General features: G+C 69.1%; 12 protein-coding genes and 1 pseudogene. 4 read left to right on the top strand and 9 right to left on the bottom strand.

Going from position 1 to position 17,065, the window contains the following annotated elements:
- Positions 1 to 16: 16 nt before the first annotated feature.
- The 5 genes and pseudogenes from RALTA_RS31040 to RALTA_RS20220 all read right to left on the bottom strand — a co-directional run.
- Positions 17 to 553, bottom strand: a pseudogene (locus RALTA_RS31040) (SRPBCC family protein); the annotation flags it as partial.
- A gap of 106 nt (positions 554 to 659) precedes the next feature.
- Positions 660 to 2,183: an efflux transporter outer membrane subunit gene (locus RALTA_RS20235; RefSeq protein WP_012355770.1), complete on the bottom strand. Its 1,524-nt coding sequence runs from the start codon at positions 2,181 to 2,183 to the stop codon at positions 660 to 662.
- 161 nt (positions 2,184 to 2,344) lie between these two features.
- Positions 2,345 to 5,530: an efflux RND transporter permease subunit gene (locus tag RALTA_RS20230; RefSeq protein WP_041232510.1), complete on the bottom strand. Its 3,186-nt coding sequence runs from the start codon at positions 5,528 to 5,530 to the stop codon at positions 2,345 to 2,347.
- 172 nt (positions 5,531 to 5,702) lie between these two features.
- Positions 5,703 to 6,944, bottom strand: coding sequence for an efflux RND transporter periplasmic adaptor subunit (locus tag RALTA_RS20225; RefSeq protein ID WP_012355768.1), 1,242 nt, complete (start codon positions 6,942 to 6,944; stop codon positions 5,703 to 5,705).
- 192 nt (positions 6,945 to 7,136) lie between these two features.
- Complete coding sequence (locus tag RALTA_RS20220) at positions 7,137 to 8,102, bottom strand: alpha/beta hydrolase (RefSeq protein ID WP_041232736.1); 966 nt, start codon at positions 8,100 to 8,102, stop codon at positions 7,137 to 7,139.
- Positions 8,103 to 8,520: 418 nt separating this feature from the next.
- Here RALTA_RS20220 and RALTA_RS20215 point away from each other — a divergent pair, with 418 nt between their 5' ends.
- Both RALTA_RS20215 and RALTA_RS20210 read left to right on the top strand, forming a co-directional pair.
- Positions 8,521 to 9,456, top strand: coding sequence for a LysR family transcriptional regulator (locus RALTA_RS20215; protein WP_012355766.1), 936 nt, complete (start codon positions 8,521 to 8,523; stop codon positions 9,454 to 9,456).
- 133 nt (positions 9,457 to 9,589) lie between these two features.
- Complete coding sequence (locus RALTA_RS20210; RefSeq protein WP_025581608.1) at positions 9,590 to 10,171, top strand: superoxide dismutase family protein; 582 nt, start codon at positions 9,590 to 9,592, stop codon at positions 10,169 to 10,171.
- A 67-nt stretch (positions 10,172 to 10,238) separates the two neighbouring features.
- On the opposite strand, the gene RALTA_RS20205 is transcribed toward RALTA_RS20210, so the two are convergent.
- Positions 10,239 to 11,237 carry an isopenicillin N synthase family dioxygenase gene (locus RALTA_RS20205; protein ID WP_012355764.1) on the bottom strand — a complete coding sequence of 333 codons (999 nt, stop codon included), beginning with the start codon at positions 11,235 to 11,237 and terminating at the stop codon, positions 10,239 to 10,241.
- 431 nt (positions 11,238 to 11,668) lie between these two features.
- Between RALTA_RS20205 and RALTA_RS20200 the strand changes: the two genes are divergently transcribed.
- Positions 11,669 to 13,246 carry a phospholipase D family protein gene (locus RALTA_RS20200; RefSeq protein WP_041232509.1) on the top strand — a complete coding sequence of 526 codons (1,578 nt, stop codon included), beginning with the start codon at positions 11,669 to 11,671 and terminating at the stop codon, positions 13,244 to 13,246.
- Between the two features lie 12 nt (positions 13,247 to 13,258).
- On the opposite strand, the gene RALTA_RS20195 is transcribed toward RALTA_RS20200, so the two are convergent.
- Together RALTA_RS20195 and RALTA_RS20190 are read right to left on the bottom strand one after the other, a co-directional pair.
- Positions 13,259 to 13,522, bottom strand: coding sequence for a hypothetical protein (locus RALTA_RS20195; protein WP_012355762.1), 264 nt, complete (start codon positions 13,520 to 13,522; stop codon positions 13,259 to 13,261).
- Positions 13,523 to 13,646: 124 nt separating this feature from the next.
- On the bottom strand, positions 13,647 to 14,906 hold the full coding sequence (locus RALTA_RS20190; RefSeq protein ID WP_012355761.1) for a M20/M25/M40 family metallo-hydrolase: 1,260 nt from the start codon (positions 14,904 to 14,906) through the stop codon (positions 13,647 to 13,649).
- Positions 14,907 to 15,088: 182 nt separating this feature from the next.
- On the opposite strand from RALTA_RS20190, the gene RALTA_RS20185 reads away from it, so the two are divergent.
- Positions 15,089 to 16,192 (top strand): GlxA family transcriptional regulator, encoded by a 1,104-nt coding sequence (locus RALTA_RS20185; protein ID WP_012355760.1) that lies wholly within the window; start codon positions 15,089 to 15,091, stop codon positions 16,190 to 16,192.
- A gap of 18 nt (positions 16,193 to 16,210) precedes the next feature.
- Here RALTA_RS20185 and RALTA_RS20180 read toward each other — a convergent pair whose 3' ends face one another.
- On the bottom strand, positions 16,211 to 16,942 hold the full coding sequence (locus tag RALTA_RS20180) for a BON domain-containing protein (RefSeq protein WP_012355759.1): 732 nt from the start codon (positions 16,940 to 16,942) through the stop codon (positions 16,211 to 16,213).
- Positions 16,943 to 17,065: the final 123 nt, after the last annotated feature.

Below are 17,065 nucleotides of genomic sequence, written 5' to 3'. Positions count from 1 at the left end.
CGGCCTCGAGCAGCACCTTGAGCCGGCGCACCGCATCGGTGGACTCGGCCTGTAACTGGTCGCGCAGCATCAGGCGGTTGATCAGCGCAAACAGCAGCGTCGGAGAGCGGTAGCGGAATTCGCGTTCGAAGCGGGTGCTTTCGGCCGCCGGGGCCAGCGAGGAGGTAATGGCCGGCGTCAGCCGGTAGGTGATGGTGCCGACGCGGCGCCCGGCGGCCACGCCCTCGATCGACCACGTGCGCGGCCGCTGGCTTTCGATCACTGTCCAGACGACCACGCCGCCGCGCCGCGCCAGCATGAACGTTTCGGCGACGCGCTCGCCGCGCTCCAGCGGATGGTCGGTGGCCCCCGCCACGCCGAGCGAGGCGGGATGCCAGGCGGGCCAGTGCCGCGGGGTCGCGACAAAATCGAAGACCAGCGCCAGCGGGCGCGCGATCACTACCTCGTCATGGATGGCGGTGCGGTCCAGGCCCGGCAGGGGCGCCAGCAGCGCACCCACCGTGGCCGCGGCGAACACAAAACCCCAGAACAGTTTCCTGTGTCGGACAAGCATGGCAGCGGGACCGGACGCAACCGGGACGCACCCGTGCATCCCTTGCGCATGGCGCGATGCTTACAGTGTAGTGACTGCCCGGCATCGCGCCAGTCCCCTGCGTGGCTCAGCGCGCCACCGTGGCGGCGGCGCCCTCGGCCGCGGGCACCGGGGCCGCCGCCACGGATGCCGGCAACGGGCCCCAGCCCCCGCCCAGGCGCCGCACCAGCGATACCGTTGCGGCCGCGCGCAGGCCGGCAACCTGGTTGGCCTCGCGCTGCGACTGCAGCACGGTGCGGTCGGCATCGATCACCGTCAGGTAGTCGACCGCGCCCGCGTCATAGCGGCTGCGCGAGATCCGCGCCGCCCGCCTTGCGCCGCCGAGTGCGCTGTCCAGCGCGCCGGCCTGCTGGCTGAGCCAGCGCACGTCCGCCAGGCTGTCTTCCACCTCGCGGAAGGCGACCAGCACGGTCTGGCGGTAACTCGCCACCGCTTCCTCGTGGGCAGCACGGGCGCCGGCCAGGTTGGCGCTGTTGCGGCCGCCGTCGAACACGGTCTGCGCGATGCTGGAACCGATCAGCGGCCCCAGCATCCAGGTGCGCGAGGACCACTTGAACAGGTTGGACAAATCAGCCGATTCAAAGCCGAACAGCCCCGTCAGCGTGATGCGCGGAAAGAACGCCGCCTTGGCCACGCCGATGCGCGCGTTGGCCGCCGCCATCTGGCGCTCCGCCGCGGCGATGTCCGGGCGCCGCTCCAGCAGTTCGGACGGCAGCCCGGCGGGGACCGCCACCGGCGCGGCATCGAACGGCCTGGCCGGCAGCGAGAACGCCGCCGGCGGCACGCCGGTCAGCACGGCCAGCGCATGCTCCTGGTTGGCGCGGCGGCGCTCGATGCCGGCCAGGTCCGCGCGCGCGGTGCCGAGTTCGGCTTCGGCGCGCGCGGGGTCGAGGTCGGTGGTCTCGCCGGCGTCATAGCGCTTCTTCAGCAGCGTCAGCGCATCCTGGCGCAGCCTGATGGTCGCGTTGAGCAGGTCGCGCTCGCTGTCCAGCGTGCGCAGCGCGAAATACGCCTGCGCCACGTCGGCCTGCAGCGCCAGCTGCACCGAGCGGTAGAGGTCTTCCGCAGCCTCGCCTTCGGCCCGCGCGGCGTTGACGCTGGACGCGACGCGGCCGAACAGGTCCAGCTCATAGCTGGCGAAGGCACGCGCCTTCAGCACCGTCTGTGGCGGCACCCGGGTGCCATCGGGCAGGCCCTGCGAGGCCGCCGACGGCTGCGAGCGGGTCGGGTCCAGTCCCACGCTGAGCTGCGGGTAGAGGTCCGCCTCGGTCGCGCCGGTAAAGGCGCGCGCCTGCTTCAGGCGGGCCGCGGCGATGGCGAGATCCTGGTTCGATTCGCCGGCGGCGGCCATCAGGCGGTCGAGTTCGGCGTCGCCGAAGATCTTCCACCATTCGCCGCGGTGCTGGCCCTCGGCCGGCGTCGCGGTCTTCCATTGCGCGCCTTCGGCCTGCGCGGCCTCGGCTTCCTTGAAGGCCGGCACGGTGGCTGTCTCCGGCACCTTGTAGGTCGGCGCGAGCGAGCAGCCGGCCAGCACCAGCGCGGCGGCCAGCGTGGCGATTCGGGGCAACTGCCTTGAGATCTGGGCAATCATTGGTTCATTCCTTGACTGTTCTGTAGTAGCTCCCCTCTCCCGCTTGCGGGAGAGGGGTTGGGGGAGAGGGCCGGCGTGTATGACGAAGTGAAGGCCGCAAGTACTGCGAGCTCCCCCTCTCCCCCGCCCCTCTCCCAGAGGGAGAGGGGAGCAAACCTGCGTTATTCAGCCGAAGCCACGGCCTGGTGCTCCACCTGCGCCGGCTGCGCGCGCCTCTGGCCGCGCGTCGCCAGCAGCCGCAGCGCCACGTAGAACACCGGCGTCAGGAACAGCCCGAAGAAGGTCACGCCGAGCATGCCCGCAAACACCGCCACGCCCATCGCATGGCGCATCTCGGCGCCGGCGCCGGTGGAGACCACCAGCGGCACCACGCCCATGATGAACGCGAACGACGTCATCAGGATCGGGCGCAGGCGCAGGCGGCTGGCCTCGCTCGCGGCCTGCACCACGGTGCGGCCGTGATGCTCCAGTTCGCGCGCGAACTCGACGATCAGGATCGCGTTCTTCGCGGACAAGCCCACCAGCACAATGAAACCGATCTGGGTGAAGATGTTGTTGTCGCCCTGCGTCAGCCACACCCCGGTCATTGCCGCGAGCAGGCTCATCGGCACGATCAGGATCACCGCCAGCGGCAGCGTCAGGCTTTCATACTGGGCAGCCAGCACCAGGAACACCAGCAGCACGCACAGCGGGAAGATCCAGATGCCCGCATTGCCAGCCAGGATGTCCTGGTAGGTCAGCTCGGTCCATTCGAACTTGATGCCCTTGGGCAGCGTTTCCGCGGCAATGCGCTCGGCGGCGGCCTGCGCCTGGCCCGACGAGAAGCCCGGCGCGGGCCCGCCGTTCATGTCGGCGGCGGTAAAGCCGTTGTAGCGCACCACGCTGTCCGGACCGAAGCCCTGCTTGACCTGCACCAGCGAAGACAGCGGCACCATGTCACCCGCGGCATTGCGCGTCTTCAGCTGCAGGATGTCCTCGGCATGCGCGCGGAACGGCGCGTCGGCCTGCACCTTGACCTGGTATGTCCGGCCGAACTTGTTGAAGTCATTGACATAGGCCGAGCCCAGGTAGGTCTGCAGCGTGTCGAACACGTCCGTCACCGGCACGCCCAGTTGCTTGGCCTTGACGCGGTCCAGCCTGACGTCGAGCTGCGGCACGTTGACCTGGTAGTTGCTGAAGATGCCGGTCAGCTCGGGCGTGGCACGCGCCTTGTTGGCGAACGCGTTGGTGGCCTCGAACAGCGCGTCATAGCCCAGCGCGGCACGGTCCTCGATCATCAGCTTGAAGCCGCCGATGGTGCCCAGGCCCTGCACGGGCGGCGGCGGGAACACCGCGATGAAGGCGTCCTGGATCGCCGCGTACTTCTGGTTCAGCTCGGCTGCAATGGCCGCGCCGCCCAGCTCGGCGCTCTTGCGGTCCTCGAACGGCTTGAGCGTGGCGAACACGATACCGGCGCTCGGGCTGTTGGTGAAACCGTTGATCGACAGGCCCGGGAAGGCCACTGCCGATTCCACGCCCGGATGCTTGAGCGCGATGTCGCTCATCTTGCGGATGACGTCTTCGGTGCGGTCCAGCGTGGCGCCGTCAGGCAGCTTGGCAAAGCCCACCAGGTACTGCTTGTCCTGGGCCGGCACGAAGCCCTTGGGCACCAGCTGGAACACGCCCCAGGTCAGCGCCAGCATCACCGCGTAGACGCCGAACACCGAGCCCTTGCGGCGGATCACGCCCTTCACGCCGCGGCCATAGCTCTCGGCGCTGCGGCCGAAGAAGGTATTGAAGCGCTTGAAGAAGCCGCCGAACACGCGGTCCATCCAGCGCGACAGCCAGTCCTTGGGTGCGTCGTGGCTCTTGAGCAGCAGCGCCGACAGCGCCGGGGACAGCGTCAGCGAGTTGAACGCCGAGATGATGGTCGAGATCGAGATGGTCAGCGCGAACTGCTTGTAGAACTGGCCGGTCAGGCCGGTCATGAACGCCAGCGGCACGAACACGGCGATCAGCGTCAGCGCGATGGCGATGATGGGGCCGCTGACCTCCCGCATGGCCTTGTAGGTGGCCTCCTTCGGCGTCAGCCCTTCCTCGATGTTGCGCTCGACGTTCTCGACCACCACGATCGCATCATCGACCACGATGCCGATCGCCAGCACCAGGCCGAACAGCGACAGCGCATTGATCGAGAAGCCGAACAGATGCATCAGCCCGAAGGTACCGACGATCGACACCGGCACCGCCAGCAGCGGGATGATCGACGCGCGCCAGGTCTGCAGGAACAGGATCACCACCAGCACCACCAGTGCGATCGCCTCGAACAGCGTGTGCGTGACCGCCTCGATCGAGTGGCGCACGAACTGTGTGGGGTCATAGACGATGCTGTAGTCGATGCCGTCGGGGAAGTTTTGCTTCAGCTCTTCCATGGTCTTGCGCACGTCATCCGAGATCTGGATGGCGTTGGAGCCAGGCGCCTGGAAGATGGGAATCGCCACCGCCGGCTTGTTGTCCAGCAGCGAGCGCAGGGCATATTCCGACGCGCCCAGCTCGATCCGGGCGACGTCCTTCAGGTAGGTCACCGCGCCGTCGGCGGAGGTGCGCACGACGATATCGCCGAACTCTTCCACCGTGCTCAGGCGGCCCTGCGCATTGACCGACAGCTGCAGGTCCGCGCCCGGCAGCGACGGCGACTGGCCGATCACGCCCGCCGCCACCTGCACGTTCTGCTCGCGGATGGCCTTGATCACGTCGCCGGTGGCAAGCTGGCGCTCGGCCATTTTTTCCGGGTTGAGCCACACGCGCATGGCGTAGTCGCCCGAGCCGAACAGCTGCACCTGGCCAACGCCCTGCAGGCGCGCCAGCCGGTCCTTGACGTTGATCACCGCGTAGTTGCGCAGGTAGGTCATGTCATAGCGGTCGTTGGGCGAGACCAGGTGGACCACCATGGTCAGGTCCGGCGAGCTCTTGACCGTTGTGATGCCAAGCCGCCGCACATCTTCCGGCAGCCGCGGCTCGGCCTGCGAGACGCGGTTCTGCACCAGCTGCTGCGCCTTGTCGGGGTCGGTGCCCAGCTTGAAGGTCACGGTCAGCGTGAGCAGGCCGTCGCTGTTGGACTGCGACGACATGTACAGCATGTCCTCGACGCCGTTGATCTGTTCTTCCAGCGGCGACGCCACGGTCTCGGCGATCACCTTGGGGTTGGCGCCCGGATACTGCGCGCGCACCACCACCGACGGCGGCACCACTTCCGGGTACTCCGAGATCGGCAGCTTGAACATCGAGATGGCGCCGATCAGGAAGATCAGCACCGACAGCACCCCCGCGAAGATGGGGCGGTCGATAAAGAATTTCGAGAGATTCATGTTGGTCTCTGCTAAAAGCGCTCCCCTGGCGGCCCGCTCGTGGCGGGCACCATCCACAGCCGGGGGACGATGCAAAACTAGGGGCGCTGCGTGTGCTGGCTACGGTGACGGCCAGCTACGACGGGCTCAGACATCGCGCGGGAGAGGGAAGGAAATTGTCGGCGCGCATGGATCAACTCACCGGCTTCGCGTCCGCGTCGCCCTTCTCGCTCGCAGCCTGCTTGCGGTCGGGCGCTGCCGGGCGCGGTTCCAGTTCGCTGCGGTAGGCCATGGCCACCGCCTTGGGCTGCACCGTGTCGCCCGGCCGCACGCGCTGCAGGCCATTGACGACGATGTTCTCGCCCGGCTTCAGCCCCTTGCGGATCACGCGCAGGCCTTCATAGTTGGGCCCGAGCTCGACTTCGCGGTAAACCAGCTTGTTGGCCTTGTCGACCACCAGCACGAACTTCTTGCCCTGGTCGGTGCCGACCGCCCGGTCGTTGACCAAAACCGCCGCATGCGGCGCGCCGCCGCCCATCTTGACCTTGGCGTACAGGCCCGGCAGCAGGCGCCCGTCGTCGTTGTCGAACACCGCGCGCACGCGGATGGTGCCGCTGCGCGTATCGAGCCGGTTGTCGACCGACTGGATCTTGCCCTGGTGCGGATGGCCGTCTTCGTTGGCCAGGCCCAGGAAGACCGGCAGGTTGGCCTGTCCGCCGCCGGCGCCGGGAGCGGTGTAGCGAAGGTAGCTCTGCTCGTCGATCTCGAAGCTCGCGTAGATCGGCGACACCGACACCACCGTGGTCAGCGGCGGCGTCGCCACGCCGGGCGCCACCAGGTTGCCCACCGTGATCTCGGCGCGCGACACGCGGCCGGACACCGGCGCGGTGATGCGGGTGTAGGCCAGGTTCAGGCGCGCGGTTTCCAGTTGTGCCTGGGCGGCGCGCACGTTGGCGCTGGTTTCGCGCGCGGCGTGGATGCGCTCGTCGAATTCGCGCCGCGAGATGGCGTTGTCATCCAGCAGGCGCTGTGCGCGTTCGCCTTCGCTCTTGGCATGGGCCGCGCGCACCTGCGCCGCGGCCAGCGCGGCTTCGGCGCGGGCCACTTCCGCGGCATAAGGCCGCGGGTCGATGGTGAAGAGCGGATCGCCCTTCTTCACCAACGCGCCTTCGCGGAAGTGCACGGCGTCGATGGTGCCGCCGACGCGGGGGCGGATTTCCACCCGGTCCACCGCTTCGAGGCGGCCGGAGAATTCATCCCACTCGGTGATGGTCTGTCCGACCACCGCGGCCACTTCGATGGCCGGCGCGGGCGGCGGCGTGTTGGCGTGGGCTTCGCCGCTGTGCCAAGGGCGCAGGATCGAACCGGCCACGCCGGCGCCCAGCACCACGACGATGGCGAGGGCAATCAGGGTACGTCGCTTCTGCTGCTGCATTTCTCAAACTCCTGGATCGGGTTTTCTTCAACCGGAAAAGCAAAGGGCCGAACGCCGCCTGCCGGTCCGCGCGGGCGGATCGGAACCATGGTCAAACTGATGGTCGGACTGAGGGCCGCGGGCGCATCACGACGCGCCTTGCGGTCCTGGCTCTGGCCGAAACAGAGCCGGCTGGCGGTTGTCTGGAGCGGCTCAGCCGGCGGGCTTGGCTCCAGGCCCGCTGGCGTTGGCGCCAGCGTGGCGTTCAGTCAGGGATGAGGTGGCGTCGGCCGCGGCCAGACATCGCCGCAGGAACCGCGCCCCTTCGTCGACCCATGCCTGACAGCTGTCATGGGCCTCTTCCACGCCGTCGCCGCAGGCGCCGGGCATGATCATGGCTTGGGCCGGCACACCGGCCTTGCCCAGGCGCCCGGCGAAGGCTTCGCCTTCGGCGCGCAGCGCGTCGTGTTCGGCCACCTGCACCAGCGTGGGCGGCAGCCCGGCCAGGCGCGAGGCCAGCGCCGGGGCGGCATACGGATGCACCGTATCGGCCGGCGTCGGCAGGTAGTCGCGATAGTTGTCGGCCAGCCGGCGCAGCGTTTCCATCGGCACCGTGCCGCCGCCGAAGCCTGCGCAGGAGGCATGCTGCAGGCACGGGTCGGTCACCGGGCGGATCAGCCACTGGCCGCGCGGCTGGGCGGTGCCACGGTCGCGCAGCATCTGCGCCAGCGCGATCGCCAGGTTGCCGCCGGCTTCCTCGCCCACCAGCGCGAAGCGGGTCTTGTCGACCTTCAGGCGCCGGGCATTGCGCAGCACCCATTGCACCGTGCTGTGCGCATCCTCGGGCGCCGCCGGGAACGGGTGGTCGGGTGCCAGCGAATACGCCGGCGTAACCACCACCGCGGGCACCGTCGTGGCCAGGTCCTGCACCAGGTGGCAGGCGTGCTCCAGGCCGCCGTCGACAAAGCCGCCGGCGTGCAGGTACACCAGCCACGGCAGCAGCGCGGCGCTGTCCATGCCCGGTGCCGGGTAGCCCGGCGGGTAGCACACCCGCACCAGGATCTCGCGGCCGTCGCTGGTCACCGTGTGCTCAACCACGCGCGCCTGTCCCGGCCCGGCTGCCGCGGGGGCAGTGTCGGCGCTGGCGGCTGCGGAGCGTTGGCCTGGCTTCTGTGACATGGCATCGGCGCACGGCATGGACAATGCGCTTGAGTGTTGCGATGCAACGGATTATGGTGATTGACGAGGATGGGATAAAGCGAGAGATCGCCAATGCACTGTTCCGGGATTGGAATAATCGCAACCGGCCTGTCATCCGTCTGCAAAGCGAAATCCCCACGCATGACAAGGTCTTGGATTTTGTGATTCACTCCCGCTCTCGGCACGCGCGGCGGTTGGCCAGGCCGTTGCACGCCCGGCCCGCGGGGGTGGACGCCCGCGGCGCCAGACGCCTGACAGAACCCATGCCGGCCGCGCGCCCAGCCAGCGCGCATCCAGTGCCAGCAGCCGGCAGACTCCCCATCACAACAACAAGAGAGGCCGCGTGCGCCACGAGCGCGGGCGGCACGCCGTTCGGATCTATCGTCGGAACCTCATCATGGACCGTCTCGTATCAATGCAGGCATTCACCCGGGTCGTCGACGTGGGCAGCTTCGCGCGTGCCGCGGAGTCGATGGACCTCCCCAAGGCCACCCTGACCCGCCTGATCCAGAACCTGGAAACCCATCTCGGCGTAAAACTGCTGCACCGGACCACGCGCCGCATCAGCGTGACCAACGACGGCGCCGCGTACTACGAGCGTTGCGTGCGCATCCTGGCCGATGTCGAGGAGGCCGAGCAGTCGCTGACGCGCCAGAACAACTCGCCGCGCGGCACGCTGTCGGTCGACACCACCGCCGGGCTGGCGCAGCTGGTGCTGGTGCCGCATCTGCATGAATTCTTCCAGGCCTATCCGGACCTGAAGCTGGAACTGACCATCAACGGCAAGCCGATCGACCTGCTGCAGGAAGGCGTCGACGTGGTGCTGCGCGTCGGCATTCCGCTGGACGAAGCCATGGTGGCCCGCCGCATCGGCCACGTTCAGCTGGCGTTCTACGCCTCGCCGATCTACCTGAACCGCAACGGCACCCCGCGCGACCTGACCGAGCTGGCGCAGCACAAGGCCGTCAATTTCCTTTCCAACCGCACCGGCCGCGAAATGCCCTGGCCGCTGGCGCGCGGCACGGAGCGCGGCGAGGTGCTGCTGCCCTCCGCCATTTCGACCAATGACGCGGATGTCTACCTGGGCTGCGCGCTGGAAGGCCATGGCATCGCGCGCATCTCGCGCGCCATGGCCGAGCCCTATGTGGCCAGCGGCAGGCTGGTGGAGATCCTGGCCGACTGGCAGACCGATGAACTGCCGATCTCGGCGATGTATCCCCAGAACCGGCACCTGTCGGCCAAGGTGCGGGTGTTCGTGAACTGGGCCGCCGAGCTGTTCTCGCGCCATCCGCATTTTGGTGCGGCACAGCAGCCACTGCCGGTGGCGGCCTGAGCGGCTGCCTGTTGTTGGCGCGATCCGCCAGCGGCGCGTAGCCCAGTCCGCATGTAGGACAAAACCGGAAATCGGTTCAGCGGGCGCCGACCTATACTGTTTCATCCGAAATCATGACAACAAGAGGATTCCGATGAAACAAGTGCTCCTCCCCCTGGCGGCGTGCATCGCCGCAACCCTGGCACTGGCCGGCTGCGCCGGCTCCGGCATGACCTCGTCGTCCGCGGCCCAGCCCTCCGCCACCGGCGCCAGCGGTGCCACCAGCGGTGCCCGGGCCTCGGCCACACTGCAGCCCAAGAGCGGCTCCAACACCGCGGGCACCGTCACCTTCCAGCAGCAGCCCGGCGGCGTGATGATGACCGCCGCGATTACCGGGCTGCCGCCCAATTCGGTCCATGGCTTCCACGTCCACGAGAAGGGCGACTGTTCCGCGCCTGACGCCATGAGCGCGGGCGGACATTTCAATCCGGGCGGCAAGCCGCACGGGCAGATGACCATGCCGGACCACCATGCCGGCGACATGAACAACGTCACCGCCGATGCCAATGGCAACGTGCGCGTCAGCATGCTGCTGCCGTCGCTGTCGGTGGGCACCGGCGCCAACAGCGTGATCGGCCGCGCGGTGGTCGTGCACAAGGATCCGGACGACTACAAGACGCAGCCCACCGGCAATGCCGGCGGCCGCATTGCCTGCGGCGTGGTGGCGGCGTCCTGAGCGCAGCACACTGGGCCGGCGGGCCTGGACCACGCGGGTCCGGGCGCGCCGCGCTGCCGCACTCCTCTCAATACCCCTTGAAGTTCGCCTCGACCCGCTGCCGCAGGTAATCCCCCGCGCTGATCGGCGGATACTTGCCGGCAGGGCCTTCGACGATGGCCCCGCGATTGGCCTGGCAGAAGAACGCCATGCTGTAGCGCGGCCCCATGTACTCGCCCGGCGCGGGATTGCGCACGCGATGGAAGTTCGACGACAAGCGGTCGTCGCTCCAGCGCATCAGCATATCGCCGATATTGCAGGTGATAACGTCTTCGTCCGGCTCGATCGGCGTCCATGCCTGCGCCGCCATCTCCCGACCCGGACAGACCTGCAGGCCGCCCTGCCCAGGGCGCTGGAACAGCAGCGTCAGGCAGTCGAAATCCGTATGCGCGCCGGCGCGCCACAGGCCCAGCCCGTCGCGCAGCTCGGGCGGGATCGCGTAGTAGTGCAGCAGCCGCAGCGTGCTCTGGTAGTCCGGCGCGCACGGGTCGTGTGCGCGGGTGAAGAAGTCGCTGGCAAAGCCCAGCTTGTCGGCAAAGCATGACAGCACCTTCATGCCGACTTCCCAGCATTGCGCCTCGAAGGCCAGCATGGTGTCGCGGAAGCCGTCCAGTTCGTCATCGCCCGGCCACAGTCCGTCCATATGCGGGCGCGTGATCTGGTAGGACTCCTTCTGGTCCGGCGTGCCGGTGGAAGGACGGACCTGCGCGCGGCTTTCCCAGCCGGCGTTGTCGGCCTTCTGCAGCGGGTATCGCGCCTTCACTTCATCGGGCAGGGCAAAGAAGCGCTCGGTCATGGCAAAGGCTTGGCGCACGCTGGCCAGGTCGATGCCGTGGTTGGCAAGCTGGAAGAAGCCGACGTCGACCGAAGCCTGCCACAGCGCGTCGGCAATCTGCGGCTTGCGCCGGGCGTAGTCGGACAGGTCGATGCGGCGGATCTCGCGCCGGCGGGTTTCCGAACCGAACGCGCCCATGCGCGCTTCGCGGTCGAGTTCGGTCAGGGAGCAGGCGTTGTCTGGCTGTGTCATGGTATTCCTCGTGGCAAGCGGGTCAGGGACTTGCCCCGCGCCGGCCCAGGCATGGCCGCCAACGACAATGCGCGCCGGGACAGCGCACTCCTGAGGCCGACGGTGCCAGCCTGCGCAACGGCGCGGGGCACGGACTTCAAGAGCAATTCCCGGCCAGCCGCCATGCGCATCGATCTGGCGCGCGGCTGGTGAACGCTTCTACTCTTGCCATCGCTTACGCAGGTTCCGCGCCAGCGCCGTGGCCGCGGGGCCGCGGCGGTTTTGCCCCATGGCGGCCCGCGCGGTGCGCCGTCATGGCGCATGCCGGGGGCCTGTCTGGTGCAGTGCACAGCGGCGCCGGCTGGCCCGAATCGCGACGCCGGCGGCACGGCATGGCAACATGGCGGCATCGCCGACACCACGGGCCCGCGACCGGGCCGCCCGGAGGCCCGATGCCCTTGCCGACAGACACTGCATTCGCCCCGCCCCGCCGCCTGCGCGCCAGTTCGCTGATGCTGTGCTGCGCCGCCCTGCTCGGCGGCTGCGCATTGCCGCCCCTGAATCCTCGCACCGAGTCCTTTGCGCTGACGCCGGCCGAGGGCCGGGCCACGCCGCTGGGGCAGGCGCTGGCCGATGAACTGGCGCGGCACCCGGGGCTGAGCGGCATCCATCCGCTGCAGAACGCCTACGCCGCCTTTGCCGCGCGCGTGCAGCTGGCCCGCACCGCCCAGCGCACGCTCGACGTGCAGTACTACATCTGGCGCAACGACCTGACTGGCACGCTGCTGCTCGAGGCCCTGCACGAGGCCGCCGAACGCGGCGTGCGCGTGCGCCTGCTGCTCGACGACAACGGCATTGCCGGCATGGACGAACTGCTGGCGGCGATGGACGCGCACCCGCAGGTCGAAGTGCGCATCTTCAACCCGTTCGTGATCCGCCATCCCAAGGCACTGAATTTCCTGACGGATTTCCAGCGCCTGAACCGGCGCATGCACAACAAGTCGTTCACCGCCGACGGCGTTGCCACCATCATCGGCGGGCGCAATGTCGGCGACGAATACTTCGGCGCCACCGACGGCGTGCTGTTTGCCGACCTCGACGTGATTGCCGTCGGCCCCGCGGCCGGCGACGTGGCGCAGGATTTCGACCGCTACTGGTCCAGCGCCTCGGCCTACCCGGTGGACCGGCTGCTGCCGCCGGTCAGCGTGGAAGGCCTGCAGGCACTGGTGTCGCACGCCCGCGAGGTCGAGCGCAATCCGGCCGCGGCGGCCTACCTGGCCGCGGTGCGCGAACTGCCCGACGTGCAGCGGATGCTGGACGGCACGCTGCAGTTCCAGTGGGCCACCACGCGCATGGTCAGCGACAACCCCGCCAAGGCGCTGGGCGAGGCCACGCGCAGCACGCTGGTGGCGCACCAGCTGCGCGAGATCCTGGGCGAGCCGCGGCGCGAGCTCGACCTGGTCTCGCCGTACTTCGTGCCCTCGACCGGCGGCACCGCCTTTTTTACCGACATGGCGAGGCGCGGCGTCGCCGTGCGCGTGCTGACCAATGCGCTGGAGGCCACCGACGTGTCGGCCGTGCATTCCGGTTATGCCAAGCGGCGCAAGGCCTTGCTCGAGGCCGGCGTCGACCTGTACGAACTGCGGCGCGCGGCAGCGCCCCGCCAGAAGGAAGAGCGTGCCGGCCCCTTCGGCAGTTCGGGCTCGAGCCTGCATGCCAAGACCTTCGCGGTCGACGGCAGCCGGGTCTTCGTAGGCTCGTTCAACTTCGATCCGCGATCGGCCATGCTCAACACCGAACTCGGCTTCATCATCGACAGCCCCGTGCTGGCGGGCCGGATCGAGTCCTCCTTCGCCAGCGTGGTCCCGAGCGCGGCCTACCAGGTCAGGCTGGACGAAACCGGCCGGCTGTACTGGCTGGAGCGGCGCGGCGACGAGATCATCCGCCACGATACCGAGCCGAACACCAGCTGGTGGCGCCGTCTCGGCATCTGGTTCCTGTCGATCCTGCCGATCGAGTCGATGCTGTAGGCGCGCGGCCGCTCAGATCTGGTCGATCAGGCTGCGCACCACGTCGGCCAGCCGGCCGGCGCGCTGGCGCCCCTTGGCGTCGAGTGCCATGCCGCTGCCGCCGGCCAGCGCCTTCAGGCCGAACAGCGCATCGCCGACGTCGCGCCAGGCCGGGAAATCGGCATGGAGTTTTTCCAGCGCGGCGGCGCCCGCCTCCACCTGCGAGGGCGCGGGCGTGTTGCCGGCCGCCAGGTCTTCCAGCGCCATGGCGGCGTCGACCAGGCCTTTGCGATTCATCTGCTGTCTCCCCGGAAGCTCTTTTGTCATGGCCGCCCGACAGGCGGCCATGACACTGTAGCAGGCCTGTGGCTGGCCTTTGCCGGGATGGGGGAAAGTCCGGGGCGGGCCCGGTTGCGACGGCTCAGTTGCGGCCAATATCCTGCAGGATCCGCGTCATCAGGTACAGGCGCGGCACGATCGAATCCAGTTCGATGTATTCGTCGCGCGCGTGATAGCCGAAGCCCGCCAGGCCGAAGCTTTCCACCACCGCGGGCTTGCCCGAGCGGGCGGCAAAGCTGGCGTCGGTGGCGCCGCCGGTGCCTTCGGCCAGCGCCAGCGTGCGGCCGTCCAGCTCGGCGTAGATTTCCTGCGCGCGCCTGGCCAGCGCGCGGCCGCGCGCGTCGGCCACGAACGGCGGCCGGCCCTCTTCCATCGTCACCGTGGTGTGGGTGTCGGGCACCAGCTGGCTGGACTTGACCTTGTCCTGCAGCGCCACCTTAAGCTTCTCGGCGGCACCCGCGGCCGTGGTGCGCACGTCGCCGTAGGCCACGGCGCTTTCCGGGATCTGGTTGCGCACCGTGCCGGCCTGGGCCTGGGTCCAGTTCAGCTGCGAGCCCGGCACCAGGGTGGCGGCATCGCGGGTCTGCTGCAGCTGGTGGGCAAGTTCGAGCAGCGCATTGCGGCCGCGCTCCGGCGCGGCGCCGGCGTGGGACGCGCGGCCCTGGACCTGCATGGTGGCGGTGGCGGTGCCCGAGGCACCCAGCAGCAGCGCCTCGGCCTTGACCACGTCCTTGGCCGCGGTGGGCTCGCACGACAGCACCACGTCATGCTGCGCGGCCAGCGTGGCGATGGTCTCGGCCGAACCCACCGAGCCGACCTCTTCGTCCGGGTTGAACAACACCGTGATCTGTGCGTAGTCGCGCCAGCCCTGCTGCTTCAGGATCTCGAGCGAATGCAGGATAACGGCGATGCCGCCCTTGTCGTCGGCGATGCCCGGGCCATAGAGCCGGTTGCCTTCCTCGCGGATCGGCTGCGTGGCCAGCGTGTTCTCGGGGTACACCGTGTCCAGGTGGGCAATCAGCATGACGCGGCGCTTGCCGGTGCCGGTGAAGGTGGCCTTGACCATGGTGCCCGGGCCCTTGGTCACGGGCAGGCGCTCGACCTTCGCGCCCAGCGCCTGCAGCCGCTTCTCGGTATAGCTGGCCATCTGCGCCAGCCCCCTGGCATTGGCGCTGCCGGATTCGATCGACACCATCTCCTTGAGCGACTGCACGACCTTGGGCTGGGCGGCCTGCGCGGCCGACAGCAGCGCGGCATCTGGCTGCGCGGCGCTGGCCAGCGTACCGGCCCCGGCAAGCGTCAGGGCGGCGGCGATGGCAACGTGGCGAACGAAAAACGGCATGGAATCTCCTCGGTCTGGTCTTGTTGGCGGCGCCGCGGGCAAAGCCGTTTGCCACGGCACAACGGCACGATGCTAGTCCTTGCCATCCACTATGGGGAGGTTCAATATCGCCAATCCGGATGCCGATCCCGCCACGGCGCTCCGCGGCCCGCCTTCTCCAACGACTCGAACAGCTTCAAGGCATGCCAGCCCCCACCGTTTCCATCGCGCCGTCGTCACAGAACGTTCCGCTGCACGTACGCCTGCTGTGGCTGCCGCAAGCCATGCCCGGCAGCCTGTTCACCACGCTCGATGTGCTGCGCACGGTGGCCGGCGTGGCCAGCCTGCAGCGCCCCGGCGCCGCGCCGACGCTGAGCTGGCAGCTGTGCCGCGCCAACGGCCGCACGCTGGCCACGGCGCTGCCCGGGCTGGCGTCGTCGACGCGCCGCGCGCGAACGCGGGGCAGCCGCACGCTGCTGGTCATTCCCGCGCTGCTGGCCAGCAACGCGCCGCAGCTGGGCGAGCTGGCGCTGCGCGACACCGCGGCGCTGCGCCTGGTGGAGCGCCATGCGCGCGCCGGCGGCTGGATCGCCGCGTGTGCGTCGGGGATGGTGCTGCCGCTGCAGCTGGGCCTGCTCGATGGCGCCAGCGTGGGGGCGCCGTGGATGTACCAGAGCTGGATGGCGCGCCAGTACCCGCATTGCGATCTGACCAGCGACGCGGCCATGAGCGTGCACGGCCACGTGTTTTCGTGCGTGGCGCCCGCCCTGCAGGTGGAATTCATGCTGCGCGTGCTGGGCCACCTGCACGACCCTGACCTGGCGCAGGCGGCGTCGCGGCTGATGCTGTTCCAGCCCGAGCGCCAGCGCAGCGTGCCGGCGCTGGTGTCGCAACGCTGGCTCGGCCGCACCGCCGACAGCCCGGTCTACCGCGCCATCCAGTGGCTGCGTGACCACGTATCCGAGCCCTACCGGCTGGCCGCGGTGGCGCAGGCGGCGGCGGTCAGCGAACGCACGCTGCTGCGTCATTTCCGCCAGGTTACCGGCATGACGCCGCTGGACTACCTGCATACGCTGCGCGTGGAGCGTGCCCGCATGCTGCTGGAAGTCACGCTGCACGGCACCCATGCCATCGCCGAGGCGTGCGGCTACAGCGACGCCGCCGCGTTCCGCCGGCTGTTCCAGCGTGCCACGGGCATGTCGATGTCGGACTACCGCGCCCGCTTTGCGCTGCGGGCGCGGCGGCGCTACTGGCGCATGGAAGATACCGCTGCAAGGCGCGCCGCGCAGCGCGGCGAGCAGCGATAACCACTCGCTTGCCCCCGTTCAGGGGCGCAGGGAGATGTGGTTGACCACGTCCTCCACGCCCTGCACGTACCAGGCATCGCGCTCGGCCTGGCGGCGCGTGCGCTCGTTGCTGACGCAGCCCTCCAACGTGACCACGCGGTCCTGGGTATGCGCGCTGACCTGGCTGGCGTCGACGAAGGGATCGGTCTCCAGCACCAGCATCAACGCCTCGGTGATTTCATCGTCGCGGTCGGCCTCCGCTGGCGCCACGACCAGTTCGTTGACCACGCAGCGGCAGCCGCCCGACCACCACGCCAGCACGCCGGCCAGGCGCATGTGCGACAGGCTGATCACCTGCCCCCACAGCGTCACCACGCCGTCCTGCACCGCGACCTCGATCCAGCCGTTGCGTTCGCTCACCGGTTCGCGCATGGCTTCCGGCTTGCCCTTGACGCGCGCGCAAATCTTGCAATTGTGGAATTCGACGGCATTGAGCAGGCGCTCGCACACGGCGTCGCGCAGCTCGCCGTCGCCGACCGGCGCGCCCCCGTTCGCCACGCGCAGGTGGTCGATCACGCTGGTCACGCCGTCCACGCGCCGCAGTGTCGCCGCGGCCCGGGTCTTGTCGACGATATCGGCCACCTCGCCTTCAAGGATCAGCGCTCCGTCGGAGAGCCGCAACTGGATGGTCGGATGGAGGACATGGCCCTGATACGGCACATGGGCCAGGGCTGCGCGCGCCTGCGTCAGCACCGCTTCGCTACTCTGCATGTTGTCGCCTCGCCGGTTGGTCTGGAGATGGAGGATGCGCGCCCCTGCCTGCAGGCGCGCCGGGAGCGGCGCCGCGGGCGTCCTTCACCCCCGGGGCCCCGGCAACCGCTTCCTCATTATAGG

It is taken from the genome of Cupriavidus taiwanensis LMG 19424, from assembly GCF_000069785.1.
In the GTDB taxonomy this organism is placed as follows: Bacteria; Pseudomonadota; Gammaproteobacteria; order Burkholderiales; family Burkholderiaceae; genus Cupriavidus; species Cupriavidus taiwanensis.
Note: the sequence above shows the minus strand (reverse complement) of the source record. Positions and strands in the feature narration are given on the sequence as shown.

Bases quoted from the DNA above. Each gene is read 5' to 3' on its own strand.
- RALTA_RS20235 (WP_012355770.1), bottom strand. From the start codon at position 2,183: ATGATTGCCCAGATCTCAAGGCAGTTGCCCCGAATCGCCACGCTGGCC.
- RALTA_RS20230 (WP_041232510.1), bottom strand. From the start codon at position 5,530: ATGAATCTCTCGAAATTCTTTATCGACCGCCCCATCTTCGCGGGGGTG.
- RALTA_RS20225 (WP_012355768.1), bottom strand. From the start codon at position 6,944: ATGCAGCAGCAGAAGCGACGTACCCTGATTGCCCTCGCCATCGTCGTG.
- RALTA_RS20220 (WP_041232736.1), bottom strand. From the start codon at position 8,102: ATGTCACAGAAGCCAGGCCAACGCTCCGCAGCCGCCAGCGCCGACACT.
- RALTA_RS20215 (WP_012355766.1), top strand. From the start codon at position 8,521: ATGGACCGTCTCGTATCAATGCAGGCATTCACCCGGGTCGTCGACGTG.
- RALTA_RS20210 (WP_025581608.1), top strand. From the start codon at position 9,590: ATGAAACAAGTGCTCCTCCCCCTGGCGGCGTGCATCGCCGCAACCCTG.
- RALTA_RS20205 (WP_012355764.1), bottom strand. From the start codon at position 11,237: ATGACACAGCCAGACAACGCCTGCTCCCTGACCGAACTCGACCGCGAA.
- RALTA_RS20200 (WP_041232509.1), top strand. From the start codon at position 11,669: ATGCCCTTGCCGACAGACACTGCATTCGCCCCGCCCCGCCGCCTGCGC.
- RALTA_RS20195 (WP_012355762.1), bottom strand. From the start codon at position 13,522: ATGAATCGCAAAGGCCTGGTCGACGCCGCCATGGCGCTGGAAGACCTG.
- RALTA_RS20190 (WP_012355761.1), bottom strand. From the start codon at position 14,906: ATGCCGTTTTTCGTTCGCCACGTTGCCATCGCCGCCGCCCTGACGCTT.
- RALTA_RS20185 (WP_012355760.1), top strand. From the start codon at position 15,089: ATGCCAGCCCCCACCGTTTCCATCGCGCCGTCGTCACAGAACGTTCCG.
- RALTA_RS20180 (WP_012355759.1), bottom strand. From the start codon at position 16,942: ATGCAGAGTAGCGAAGCGGTGCTGACGCAGGCGCGCGCAGCCCTGGCC.